This is a genomic window from Amycolatopsis sp. FU40, from assembly GCF_021903635.1.
GTDB lineage: Bacteria > Actinomycetota > Actinomycetes > Mycobacteriales > Pseudonocardiaceae > Amycolatopsis > Amycolatopsis dendrobii.
Genome location: NZ_CP091381.1, coordinates 5573484 through 5585423, shown reverse-complemented (window position 1 = coordinate 5585423; position 11940 = coordinate 5573484). Strand labels below are relative to the sequence as shown.

Annotated in this window: 11 protein-coding genes; 3 read left to right on the top strand and 8 right to left on the bottom strand. The window is 68.8% G+C overall.

The features are described 5' to 3' along the window. Nucleotides 1-4: 4 nt before the first annotated feature. Both L3Q65_RS26395 and L3Q65_RS26390 read right to left on the bottom strand, forming a co-directional pair. Nucleotides 5-988 carry a glycosyltransferase gene (locus L3Q65_RS26395; protein ID WP_237596946.1) on the bottom strand — a complete coding sequence of 328 codons (984 nt, stop codon included), beginning with the start codon at nt 986-988 and terminating at the stop codon, nt 5-7. Between the two features lie 229 nt (nt 989-1217). Further along, entirely contained in the window at nt 1218-2030 is an 813-nt protein-coding gene (locus L3Q65_RS26390; protein ID WP_237596945.1) for an MBL fold metallo-hydrolase, read from the bottom strand. A gap of 93 nt (nt 2031-2123) precedes the next feature. Here L3Q65_RS26390 and L3Q65_RS26385 point away from each other — a divergent pair, with 93 nt between their 5' ends. Then, on the top strand, nt 2124-2726 hold the full coding sequence (locus L3Q65_RS26385) for a TetR/AcrR family transcriptional regulator (RefSeq protein WP_237596944.1): 603 nt from the start codon (nt 2124-2126) through the stop codon (nt 2724-2726). 160 nt (nt 2727-2886) lie between these two features. On the opposite strand, the gene L3Q65_RS26380 is transcribed toward L3Q65_RS26385, so the two are convergent. The 3 genes from L3Q65_RS26380 to L3Q65_RS26370 form a co-directional block, all read right to left on the bottom strand. After that, on the bottom strand, nt 2887-3156 hold the full coding sequence (locus L3Q65_RS26380) for a hypothetical protein (protein WP_182891233.1): 270 nt from the start codon (nt 3154-3156) through the stop codon (nt 2887-2889). 109 nt (nt 3157-3265) lie between these two features. Then, nucleotides 3266-3976 carry a thioesterase II family protein gene (locus tag L3Q65_RS26375; protein ID WP_304504523.1) on the bottom strand — a complete coding sequence of 237 codons (711 nt, stop codon included), beginning with the start codon at nt 3974-3976 and terminating at the stop codon, nt 3266-3268. Between the two features lie 272 nt (nt 3977-4248). Continuing rightward, a complete protein-coding gene (locus L3Q65_RS26370; protein WP_237596943.1) occupies nt 4249-5604 on the bottom strand; it encodes an HNH endonuclease signature motif containing protein in 1356 nt (451 codons plus the stop codon). A 288-nt stretch (nt 5605-5892) separates the two neighbouring features. Between L3Q65_RS26370 and L3Q65_RS26365 the strand changes: the two genes are divergently transcribed. Both L3Q65_RS26365 and L3Q65_RS26360 read left to right on the top strand, forming a co-directional pair. After that, entirely contained in the window at nt 5893-8481 is a 2589-nt protein-coding gene (locus L3Q65_RS26365; RefSeq protein ID WP_370648119.1) for a LuxR C-terminal-related transcriptional regulator, read from the top strand. Beyond that, nucleotides 8478-8642, top strand: coding sequence for a LuxR C-terminal-related transcriptional regulator (locus L3Q65_RS26360; RefSeq protein WP_182891236.1), 165 nt, complete (start codon nt 8478-8480; stop codon nt 8640-8642). Before L3Q65_RS26365 ends, L3Q65_RS26360 begins: the two co-directional genes overlap by 4 nt. Before the next feature lie 53 nt (nt 8643-8695). Here the strand turns inward: L3Q65_RS26360 and L3Q65_RS26355 are convergent, their stop codons facing one another. From L3Q65_RS26355 to L3Q65_RS26345, 3 genes are all read right to left on the bottom strand, one after another. Then, nucleotides 8696-9655 (bottom strand): NAD(P)-dependent oxidoreductase, encoded by a 960-nt coding sequence (locus L3Q65_RS26355; protein WP_182891237.1) that lies wholly within the window; start codon nt 9653-9655, stop codon nt 8696-8698. 15 nt (nt 9656-9670) lie between these two features. Beyond that, complete coding sequence (locus L3Q65_RS26350; RefSeq protein ID WP_182891238.1) at nt 9671-10963, bottom strand: nucleotide sugar dehydrogenase; 1293 nt, start codon at nt 10961-10963, stop codon at nt 9671-9673. A gap of 64 nt (nt 10964-11027) precedes the next feature. Beyond that, nucleotides 11028-11711, bottom strand: a complete 684-nt coding sequence (locus L3Q65_RS26345) for a PIG-L deacetylase family protein (protein ID WP_182891239.1) — start codon at nt 11709-11711, stop codon at nt 11028-11030. Nucleotides 11712-11940: the final 229 nt, after the last annotated feature.

The window sequence follows — 11940 nt, the reverse complement described above, 5'->3', positions numbered from 1 at the left end:
CTCCCTACTTGGTCCCGGCCCACCGAGGCAACTCCCGCGCAACCTCGTCCGGCGACGGCATTCGCGCGATCTCCTCAGCGACCGCTCGGGCCGCGTCGCGATAACCGCTGTCCCGGGGCAACAGCTTCCGTACGCTCTCGGCAACACTTTCCGCACTCAGCTTTCCGGGAAGGATCTGCAACGCAGCGCCCGCGGCGCTGAGTGCTTCCGCATTGGCGAACTGGTCCGCTCCCTGCGGAAGCACCAACTGCGGCACCCCGGCCGCGAGCGCGCCGAGCGTCGTACCGCTGCCGCCGTGGTGCACGACCGCGTCGACCTGCGGCAGCAGCTCCGCCTGCGGGACCCAGCTGTGGACCGCGACGTTCTTCGGTGCCTCGCCAAGCCGGACGTTCCCGGCGGAAACCACCACGTCGGCACCCAGCGCCGACAAGCCTTGGACGGCTGTGCCGAGCACTTCCGCCGTGCCGAAGGCGGTGCCGAGCGTCAGGTAGATCGACGGTCGCGAACTCGTCCCGGCACGCCACTCGGGCAGCGCCGGCTCGGAATAGGCGACGGGCCGCAGTTCGATTCGCTCAGCTGTCGCGAGAAAGTCCTTGTCCTGCAAGGACGGCGGACAGATATCGAGATGCGGCCGCCCTAGCGTGGGCCGCTCTAACCCGATCCCGGCGGGAAACATGCGGCCGAACCCGTGCCAGAGCCCGGGGATCGCCGCCCGCTCCGCCGCGACAGCCGGACCCGGCTGCCCCCATTCGTGAACGACGAGATCAGGGCGCAACCGGGTCAGTTCGGGTTCGAGGTCTTCGGCATAGATCTCGTAGAACGAATCCGCGGGCCGAAAGGGCCGCAGCTCGTTGCGGTGCAAGCACGTGTGGACGTTCTCCCCGGCGGCGAAATGCACCTCATGCCCGGCCTCTCGGGCGGCGACCGCGAGCGGGATGAGCGGGTAGGTGTGACCGACCGAAGCGAGGCTGGTGAAGAGCACACGCACCTGCTGACCAGCTCCTTTCTTGGCCAGTGCGATGGCCGGTCACTGTGATGCTCACGTCAGATGTTGTTACCATCTGAGCCTAGCCTGCTTGAGGCGCGCACGGCAACGGCGGGGTTCGCGGTGACCTGTCCCTTGGGGCCCTGGCGTGTCCACAATGGATTCTCGGACGGCGGATCGACGGCTCGCCACCGCGGGTGCGCTGGCTCGGCTGGGTCGGTGTCCTGCTGTCTCAACCCGCTGTCACGCCGGAGTTCTCGGTTGCCTGAGCGAGGTCCAGCCATTCCCCGACCGGCAGCACGTGTGCCCGCCGCCCGGCATGTGCGCGGAACTCGGCCTCCGGATCGGAAATCTCGACGTATCCGGCGACCTTGTCCGACTGCTCCGTCTCGTAGTGCATCGGCACCGCGTACCGAGCGTCGAGGATATCCGCGACCGCGGCGGCTTGCCTCGGGTCCAACGCGGCGGGCACGGGGCTCGGCGGCTGGAGATGCGGTGCGTCGACCACCGCGCCGTTCGCGGGCAGGAACACCGCGTCGAACGGGCTGAACCGGCGGGCGATGAGCCACCAGTAACCGTGGAACATCGTGTCGCCGCCGTGGAAAATCCGTTGCCCGGCAGCTTCGACCACCCAGTTCAGCTGCGGGTCGCCCAGCCCGTCGACGGCCGGGACCGCGGTGAGTCGGAACGGTCCGATTTCCCTGGCGGACCAGGGCTCGACGACTTCGGCGGGCAGTCGGTGCAGGGTCAACTCGCGCTCGGCGGGCAATGTCGTCACGTTGTCCGCGTCGTCCCCATAGCCGGGTGGCGGGCGGAGCACTGGCGCTCCCGGTGTCAGCACCTCCGCGAGCGCGGCCGCGTCGGTGTGGTCCCGGTGCAAGTGGGTGACCAGTGCGGCCATGGCCTTCCCGCTCGGCGTCGCCAGTCCTTCGCCGGACTTCCATCCGGTGAACAGCGGGGACAGGTCCTGCACGTAGTCGATCACCAGTCGCTCGTCGCTCGCTTCAATTTCCAGTCCGGCCCAGCCCAGGCGGCGCGCCCGCATCTCGTGCTCCTTCGTCGTGGTCTTGGTTGCCGGAAATTTAGCGTACGTGCGTTCTCTAATCAATAGAGAACGCACGTACGCTATACTTCTCGCATGTCACCGCGACGCTCAGCGGCCGAAGCACAGGCCACCCGAGGCCGGATCCTCGACCGCGCGGCCGAGATCGCCTCCGCGGAGGGGCTGGACGGGATCACGATCGGCCGGCTCGCTGAGGAACTGGAGATGAGCAAGTCCGGAGTGCACAAGCACTTCGGCACCAAGGAGACATTGCAGATCTGCACACTGGACAAGGCGTTCGTCGACTTCTGGCACCGGGTGGTCGAACCCGCGCTGCCCGAACCGCCGGGGCTCCGGCGGCTGCGCGCGGTGTGCGCCAACTCCGTGGACTACCTGGAAGCGCCGCTGCTGCCCGGCGGCTGCCTGATGACCGCGGCGCTCAGCGAGTACGACGGCCGCCCGGGCCGGGTGCGCGACGCGGTGGCCGAGGTGTGGTCGCGCTGGCGGGGCCAGCTGCGTGCGGACCTGGCCGAGGCAGAGGAGAGCGGTGAGCTGCCTGCTGGGTTCGATGTCGATCAGGCGTTGTTCGAGATCATCGCCGCCGGGCTGGCACTGAACGCGGCGATGCAGCTTCAGCACGACCGGACTGCTGCCGGGCGGGCGCGTCGCGCGATCGAGCGGGCTTTGGCGCAGACTTGAGAGCTGCGTTTGGCGGAGCGGTGGTGCATTGGGCTGGCCGTGCGTCGGGGAGATGCGGCCGTGGTTTCCGTTTTGGCCGCAGATCCTCGACGCGGATGTCGGACCAGACGGGGAGAGTTGCTGCGGATCGACCCGCGCCGGGCTCGAGGCGCGCCCGGGGTTACGACTCGGTGGCCATGCCCAGCGAGCACAGGGAACCGGCCAGGGCGATGAGGTCGTAGCGGGTGTCGTCCTCGTTCGTTTCCCACAGGGCGGAGAGGGTGGTGGCGGCCTGGTCGACGTCACCGTTGTGCTGCTTCAACGCAATCCACATCGCGGCGGCAACCGGCTCGCACTCGATGTGGCGGTTGGTCGTGCGGCAGGTCAGCTCCAGGTGGCCGTTGGCGAGCATGCGCTGGGTGACGCCGGGGGCGGTGGTGATCGCCATCATGATGGCCTCCTGGTTGAGGGGGTGTTTCCTTGATGTACCTAGTTTCTCGGAACGGGGGAGCCGGAGCCATGGGGTGTGCTCCTGAAGCTTCCCTGGGGTTTCCCCACCCTTATCCCCGGTAGATTCCCGGTTGCCAAGCGGCCAGGGTTGTGGTGATCGTCTTCAGGACGGCGTTGAGCTGGTCGTTCAGGTAGAAATGGCCGCCGGGGAAGATCTTCACCTGGCAGGGGCCGGTGGTGTGGTCGCGCCAGGCACCGGCCTCGTCCAGGTCGGTGACCGGGTCTGTGTCGCCGACCAGGACCTGGATCGGGCAGCTTGGTTCCACGCCTGGGAGGTGCCGGTAGGTTTCCACGGCGGTGTAGTCGCCGCGGATCGCGGGCAGGACCATGCGCAGCAGTTCGTCGTCGCCCAGTACGCCGGCGTCGGTGCCGCTGAGTTCCTTCAGCGCGGCGATCAGGCCGTCGTCGTCGCGTTGGTGGATGAACTCGATCCGGTGCGCGGACGGGGCCCGGCAAGCGGACGCGAACAGGCCCAGCGGGGGATTGCCGCGCGCCTCAAGGCGGCGGGCCGCCTCGTAGCCGACGGTGGCGCCCATGCTGTGGCCGAACAGGGCCACGGGCAGGTCGGACCAGCCGGCCAGGTCGTCGGCGATCGCGTCGGCGATGGCGGCGACCGTGTCCAGGCATGGTTCGGCGCGCCGGTCCTGGCGGCCGGGGTACTGGACGGCGACCACCTCGAAGTCCTGCCCGGCCGCGGTGGCGGAGAGCGGGAAGTAGGCGGTCGCCGACCCGCCGGCGTGCGGGAGGCACACCAGGCGCACTCGTGCCCCTTCGGTCGGGTGGAAACGGCGGATCCACCGGCTTGTGCGTGCGTTCGCGGGTGTTTCGTCCACTGCGGTCACAAAACCAGGAGTGTTCGGGGCGCGGCCGCGTGCGGCAACCCCTAGCGGCCTGGGGTGCCGCAGGGAGGGGCGGTGTTGGCGGGAGGCGCGCTGAACGCGGTCGCGCGGGGTTCTGAGCGCCCGGGCAGGACCACTGGCCGGACTCGTGGTTGTGGATGCGAGTCCGGCGCGAGTGGCGTTCGGCGTGGCGCTCATGAGGCTGCGGCCGACGGGGGCGGAGCGGGAGCCGGGCGTGGTCTCGCGGCTTGCCGTGGTGAGTGGCCTAGCGGGGCGGGCGGTGGGTTGTGGGCGGTGTTGCGGAGCGGTTTCTGCTCCGGATCGAGGATGGACGGCGGGATCCAGTGCACGGCCTGGTCGCGGAGGACGATTTTCCAGCCGCTGTGGTGCAGGAGGCGGTGGTGGCGTTCGCAGCACGAGGCGAGGTTGTCCAGGTCGGTGGGGCCGCCGTGGGCCCAGTGGACGATGTGGTGCGGGGTGGTCCACTTCGGGCTGCGGTCGCAGCCGGGGAAGGTGCAGCCGCGGTCGCGGATCGCCAGGGCGCGGCGCTGGGCGTTCGTGGCGGTGCGGGCGGAGCGGCCCAGGTCCAGGACCTGGCCTTCGGTGCCCAGGACCGCGGGGTAGACCTTGGCGTCGCACAGGATTCGGCGCAGGCCGGCCGCGGACAGCACGGATTCGTCTTCCGCGACGACCGTTTTAGCCGTGCTCCGCAGGGTTTCCAAGTCGACCGTGACCGTCGCGACTGCTCGTTCGCCGGCTTTGGCGGGCAGGTCCGGGGTGCGGGCGGCCAGGTCGACGATCGCGGCGAGGGCGTCGCCGTGGCGTTCGGACGGGGTGCGAGGGTCGGGCGTGTCCGGCGTGGTCGCGGGGTCCGGTGCGGCAAGGGGAACCAGCAGTTGTTCGATCAGGGTGCCGGTTTCGTGGTCTACGTTGCCGCTGAAGCGGAAACGGCCGGTCTGGGTCCACTGCCAGCGGAATTCCCGCCAGGGGCGGGCGGCTTCCTCGCGACGCGAACCCGAGTCGGAGTCCGAGCCCGCGTCGGGAACCGAGTCCGGGTCCAAGCCGTGGTCCAAGTCGGGGGAGCCGGGCACGTCGGCGGGATCGTTGTCCCAGTAGATCTTCAGCCGGGTCGCGGCGCGCCGGACGACGCTGGGATTGGCCTGCGCCGCGAGGGTCACGAGAGTGTCTTCGGCGACGGTGTAGTCCTCGGGCGTCAGCCATCTCGGTGCGTCAGCGAGGAATTCGGCGATTACGGCGGCGTGCTGGGCGGTGATTTCGCCCGCGGACAGCGCTTTCCAGGTCAGCGGCAGCGTGCCGGTGGCTTGGGCGATCCGGGCGCGCGCCTCGCGCAGGGTCACGTGCAGGATCGTCGCCAGGTAGGCCGAAGTCGAGGTGTAGCCCTCCGGCAAGGCGCCGCGCGCTTCCAATTCCCGGATTGTCTCCAGTTGGGCGGCGTAGGCGACGTTCTGTTGTCTTTGCGTGGTCAGGAGTCTGGTGGTCAGGTCCCGGTCTGACAGCTGCCAGGCGGGGAGCGTGGTAGTCGTGGACACCTCTCCATTGAATCGAACGCGCGTTCGATTACTCTATCGCTCGAAGCGGTCAACCCCGACTGCGGGACCAAGCCGAGCAAGATCACTGTCCGGAGCCAAAAAGCGGCAACGGCGGCGCGCCAATGCCCCTCACGACCAGGCGGCATCGTAACGAGGTCCAGCCGGAAACAACGCAAGGTAATCGTGATCACCTGATTGAGTGACTTTAGATCGCGGTTGGCTGTGCTTAGGGGGCGGCTGCGACTGTGGCACACGCAGGAAGATGACCGTTGGGTCGAGGAGCTTGCGATGGGCGTGAACTGGGGGCAGAACCGCCGCACCGAGCCGAACGAAGCAGTGTCCCTCCTTGAGGGCCTGCTGATCGAATGCGATGCGGGGGCAGGAGACACGGTAGTGGTCGGCGGAGGACCGGCCAGCGGAAAAACACAAGTACAGAACCAAGTCGTGGCACGAGCCCGTGAGCTGGGCGTGCTGACGCTCACTGCGGCGGGAGCGGCCGACGAGCGTGACGTCGACGGAGGCGTGCTCGACCAGTTGCTGGCAAGTCCGGCGTTGCCGCGCGAAGTGCTGGCCGCGGCGGACGGCGAGGACCGCATCGCCGCGTTGTGCAGTGCGCTGCACCGGCTGGCGCGCGAGCGGCCGCTGCTGATCGCGGTCGACGATTTGCAGCACGTGGACGAGACGTCGGCGCGGTTGTTGCTGCGATTGCAGCGGCGGGCGCGGTCGGCCGCGATGTTGCTGGTGCTTACGCAGCCGGACGGCTGGTATTCCGGCGAGGGCGTCGAATTCGCCGCGCAGCCGCATCGGTACGTGCATCTCACGCCGTTCACCGTGGAGGCGATCGCACAGCTGGTCGCGGATCACGGCGAGGCCGAGCGGATTCACGGGTTGAGCGCGGGAAATCCGTTGCTGGTCAGCGCTTTGGTCGACGCACGCCGCAGTTCGGTGGACGACGGCGCGGTGTATTCCGATGCGGTGCAACGGCTTTTGCATCGTTACGGTTCGCCGCTGCGGGAAGTGGCGACGGCGATCGCGGTGCTGGATACCGACGTGACGACGGACGCGGTCGCGACTGTCGCGGGCGTGGACCCGGTCGAGGCGGAGGCGTCCGCGGGGTTGCTCGTGGAGACTGGGCTGGTCGACGGCGTGCGGTTCCGGCAGCAACCGGCCGCGGCGGCCGTCGTCGGCGGGTTGCGCGGGTCTGAGAAGGTGCAACTGCACATCCGGGCTGCTGAGGTGAAGCACGCGCGCGGGTTGTCGGCACCGGAGGTCGCGCGGCATCTCGTGGCGGCGGGCGAAGCTCAGGCGGAGTGGGCGTTGCCGGTGCTGGTCGCGGCGGCGGAGCAGGTGATGCTCGGCGACGACGTCGACTTCGCGACCCGCTGTCTGCAATTGGCGGCAGCGACGACCACTGCGTCGTGGGAGCAGCAGATGATTTCGCAGCTCCTGGCCAAGATCACGTGGCGGGTCAACCCGGCGGCGGCCGCACCGCATCTCGCGGCGTTGCGCGAAGCCGCTTCGCTGGACCAATCGGACCGGATCGCCTTGGTGCGCCAGTCCTTGTGGTTCGGTGACCGGGAAACGTTCGAGTCCGCGCTGGTCCGGCTGGGTGACGACCTCGAGCCGCTGCATCCGCGAACGGCCGCGGAGCTGACGCTCGCCGCGCACTGGCATTACGGCACCGCGCCAGAGCTGTCGGTTGACGCATCGGATCCTTGGATGCGCACGGCGACCACGCTCGCATCGGTGTGGCGCGTAGGCGGCAGCGAAGAGACCTCGGTGTGCGCGGAGCGGATTCTCCAGAACTGCCGGCTCTCCGACACTTCGCTGGAAGCGCTGGCTACGGCGATTCTCGCGCTTGCGTACGACGGCAAGGCGGACCGCGCGGAGGGCTGGTGCACTTCGCTGGCCGAGGAAGCCGAGTATCGCGGTGCAGTGACGTGGAAGGCGATGCTCGACGCTCTCGGCGCAAGCCTGCTGCTGCGTCGCGGCGAACCTGCCGAAGCGGCCGAAGCGGCGAGCCGCGCACTTGCGCTGCTTGACGAGCCGAACTGGGGCGTAGCGATCACGTACCCGCTGGCGACGATGCTGACCGCGTACACCGCAGCAGGCGCGTTCAAGGCCGCAGCAGCAGTGTTGCGACACGCGTTGCCTGAAACCGTGTACACGACACTCGGCGGCGTACGGTTCCTCAGGGCGCGCGGGCAGTTCCACCTGGCCACGAACCGCGGGCTCTCTGCGGTGAGTGATTTCCAGCAGTGCCAACGGATTCTCCGTGACCGCAATCTCGACCTGCCCGCGGTGGCACCGTGGCGCACCGATCTCGCCGAGGCGAACCTGCGGCTGCGCAACCCGACCCTGGCGGTCGAGCTGGCGAAACAGCAGCTGGCGGACACGACGGACGCGTTCTCGCAGGCAGTGGCGCTGCGGGTGCTCGCGTTCGCCGGGGACAGCGGCGCGCGGTCCGGCCTGCTGAACCGGGCGGCGGAAGCGTTCAAGGAATCCGGCGACCGGCTCGAGCTGGCCCGCACGGTCCGCGCGATCAACCAGCTCGGCCAGCGCGCGGAACGTTCGGCAGGCTTGGTGAAACCGGTGCAGGTGCCGCGACAGCCGATGCGTCCGCTCGCGCCGCGTCCGGTGGTGTCGAGACCGGAGCCGCCTCGCGCGGATCCGGAGGGAGCGGCGGCGACCGCGTTGAGCGAGGCCGAACTGCGCGTCGCGGAGCTCGCGGCGCACGGGCGGACCAACCGCCAGATCGCCGAAACGCTGTACATCACGGTGTCCACTGTGGAGCAACATCTGACCAGGGTGTACCGGAAACTCGGCGTAGCCGGGCGAAGCGCGCTGGCGGGCGAACTGGCCGGTGCCGGGCAGTGAGGGAGAACGGGGCGAAGGTGCTGACCGACGTAGAGCTGCGGGTCGCGGAACTCGCCGCGCAGGGCACGCCGGTGGCGGTGATCGCGGAGGTACTGGGAGTGTCCGCGAACACCGCCGACCGTCACCTGACGGCCGTCTACGTCAAGCTCCGCAACGCGTGAAGGGCCTCTCGCGCGAACTCCGCGAGAGGCCCTTCACCGGAACCGGAAGCAGGTCAGGATCGGCGGTCGGCGACCACCGCTTCGATGATGTCGTCCAGCGAGCGCGTCGGCACGAAGCCGATCTGGTTGTACGCGCGGGTGCAGTCGGGAATGCGGCGCTGCATGTCCTCGTACCCGTCGCCGTACGCCTCCTCGTACGGCACCTTCGTGATGGTGCTGCTCGATCCGGTCGCGCCGATCACGCGCTCGGCCAGCTGCGAGATGGTGGTCTGCTCGTTGCTGCCGAGGTTGAACACCTTGCCGTACGCGGAATCGTCGGCGAGCAGGTCCGCCAGCGCGGGCACGACGTCGTGCACGTGGCAGAAGCAGCGGGTCTGCTGTCCGTCGCCGAACACCGTGATCGGCTCGCCCGCCAGGGCCTGCTGCACAAACCGGGGGATGACCATGCCGTAGCGTCCGGTCTGGCGCGGGCCGACGGTGTTGAACGGCCGCACGATCACCGTGCGCAGGCCGTGCTCCACCGCGTACAGGTGGGCGAACGTCTCGTCCAGCGCCTTCGCCTCGGCGTAGGACCAGCGGTTCTTCAGCGGCGACCCGATGATCCGGTCGTCGTCCTCGCGCAGGCCGTCCGCGGTGTTCTTGCCGTAGATCTCGCTCGTGGACGCGACGAGGATCGGCACGTCGTGCCGCAGCGCCGCGTCGAGCATGTTCTCCGTGCCGTGCAGGTTCGTGCGCAGGCTGTCCATCGTCTTGTCGAGGATGGTGAACACGCCCACCGCGGCGGCGAGGTGGAAGACCGCGTCGATGCCCGCCATGCACGATTCGACCGCGTTCGGGTCGGTGATGGAGCCGCGCACGAACCGGAAGCCGGGGTGCCCGGCGACGTCGGCGAGGTTGTCGAGGGTGCCGGTGCTGAGGTTGTCCAGTGCGACGACCTCGTCGCCGCGGGCCAGCAGGTGCTCGGTGAGGTGGGAGCCGATGAACCCGGCGCCTCCGGTGATCAGGTAACGCACGTTGATGTCCCTTTCTCAGTTGGCGAAGAGCGCGCGGTCGAAGCGGTACGTAGCGTCGATGACGGTCGAGCAGTCGGTGAGCCATTCGTAGTCGTGGCCCGGCTGGACGGTGTGGATGAGCGCGACGTCCCAGTCCTGGCCTTCCGGCTCAGGGACGGTGTCGAGCGAACCGCCGGTCACCCGGACGTTCGGGACCAGCGGGTCGTAGTAGCCGACCTTCGCGCCCTTCGCAGCGAGAAGGTCGAGGATGTCGAGCGCGGACGACGAACGCACGTCCTGCACACCGGGCTTGTACGTCACGCCGACTACCAGCACGCGCGTACCTGCCATGCCCTTGCCTTCGCGCGACAGTGTGTTCAGTACGCGGTCGACGACCTGCTTCGGCCGCTCCGCGATGGCGTGCATCGCCTGGGTGACCAGTGGCGCGTTGCTCTGCGTCGCGCGCAGCTGCCACAGCAGGTAGTGCGGGTCGCAGGGGATGCAGTGTCCGCCGACGCCGGGGCCGGGGTGGAAGGCCATGAAGCCGTACGGTTTGCTGGCCGCCGCGTCGATGACCTCGATCGGGTCGATCGAGAAACCGTCGCTGATCTCGGCGAACTCGTTGGCCAGCGCGATGTTCACCGCGCGGAAGGTGTTCTCGTACAGCTTGGTCATCTCGGCCGCTTCCGGCGAGCTGACGCAGTGCACGCTCGGGGTGAGCACGTTGATCACGCGTTGTGCCATCGCGGTGCACACCGGGGTCACGCCGCCGAGCACGCGCGGCGTCTCGGCCTGGGTGTGCGTGACGTTGCCGGGGTCGATCCGCTCCGGGCTGGACGCCACGAACAGGTCGCGGCCGATCGTGAATCCCTTGGCCACCAGGGGTTTCACCAGCAGCCGGTTCGAGGTGCCGACGTAGCTGGTCGAGGTGAGGATGAACGTCTGGCCGCGGCGGGCGTTCGCGACGAGCGCCGCGCACGCCGCCTCCAGCGGGCCGAGGTCGGGCATCAGGTACTCGTCGAGCCCGGTCGGCACGCAGACCAGCACCGCGTCCGCCTCGGCCATCCGCGCCGAGTCCGTGGTGAGCTGGAAATCCTCCTGGTGCACGGCTTTCTCGAGTCTGCGGTGGTCGGCTTCGATGAGGTCGACCTCGCCCGAGCGGATCGAGTCGAGCCGGTTCTGCGACAGGTCGATGCCGATCACGCCGACGCCGCCGGCGTGCAGGCCGAGCGCGGTCGGCAGGCCGACGTAGCCCATCCCGATCACCGCGACCGACGTCAGTTCGTTCCGTTCGGCGATGGTCTCGAATTCAGCGACAGTACTGGTCATTCCTGGTCACCCGTTTCTGGATGGGCTGGGGAAAAGCGAGCGGAAAAAGCGGTCGAAAAGCCGGTCATCGGACCGAGCGGACGATTTCGAAGGCCTCGGCGAGGCCGGCGCTGACCTGGGAGCCGCGGTATTCGGCCAAAGCGCGGACGCCGCGTTCGCTGCGCGGATTCGGCCACGGCTCGAGCTCTTTTCCGTAGGCGCGCAGCGCTTCGATCTTGCGTTCGAGGTGGCTTTCGTCGAGGATCTGCCAGCAGTTCGGCCGGAACGTGACCGGCAGCCCGGAAGCCTCTCCGACGTCGGTGGCGGAGCGGATCTCGAACGTGCGGACCTCGCGCACCGGGCCCTTGCCCGGCCGTCCGGCGACCCGCGCGGCGCGGCTGACCAGCGCGTGGTCGGTGCTCAGATCGCACATGCTGGTGGCGAAAATGGTATCCGGCTCGAATTCGCGGACCTCGCGCTCGACGACCTGGTTCAGCGCGAGATGGCTGACCGTGTCGAGCCGGTTGTCGCCGAATTCGTGGACTCGCACGCGCTCGATGCCGAGCGTTTTCGCGGCCAGTTCGATCGCGTCGGTGCGGTTCGTGACCTCGGTGCCGGCGGCCGAACGCGAACCGTCGTCGTTGGTGAGAATGCAAAGCGAAACGGTGACGCCCTCGTCGGCGAGCCGGGCGATGGTCCCGCCCGCGCCGAGCGTTTCGTCGTCGCCGTGGGCTCCCACCACCAGCAGCCTGCGTGTCAACGTGTGCATACGATTCCCCAGTCCTTGTCCGGGCGGTGAAACCCCCAGCGGAAACGAGCCGTGCGAAATGGCTTGGAACGCCAGCAAAATCTGACACCCGCCGGTGCCTGCGACAACCCCTAAAGACCGTCTAAAGCGGACCTTGGCCGGGCAGGCGGACCGGCGCGGCAGGGGCCGTTAGGGGTGGGTCGGCGCGCGGGCGCGCTCGTATCGTCACGAAGTCGGATGGGCATGCGAC

What these genes read in the sequence shown, in the direction of transcription:
- L3Q65_RS26390 (WP_237596945.1), bottom strand. Translation starts at nt 2,030, where the DNA reads ATGCGGGCGCGCCGCCTGGGCTGGGCCGGACTGGAAATTGAAGCGAGC.
- L3Q65_RS26365 (WP_370648119.1), top strand. Translation starts at nt 5,893, where the DNA reads ATGGGCGTGAACTGGGGGCAGAACCGCCGCACCGAGCCGAACGAAGCA.
- L3Q65_RS26350 (WP_182891238.1), bottom strand. Translation starts at nt 10,963, where the DNA reads ATGACCAGTACTGTCGCTGAATTCGAGACCATCGCCGAACGGAACGAA.
- L3Q65_RS26380 (WP_182891233.1), bottom strand. Translation starts at nt 3,156, where the DNA reads ATGATGGCGATCACCACCGCCCCCGGCGTCACCCAGCGCATGCTCGCC.
- L3Q65_RS26385 (WP_237596944.1), top strand. Translation starts at nt 2,124, where the DNA reads ATGTCACCGCGACGCTCAGCGGCCGAAGCACAGGCCACCCGAGGCCGG.
- L3Q65_RS26345 (WP_182891239.1), bottom strand. Translation starts at nt 11,711, where the DNA reads ATGCACACGTTGACACGCAGGCTGCTGGTGGTGGGAGCCCACGGCGAC.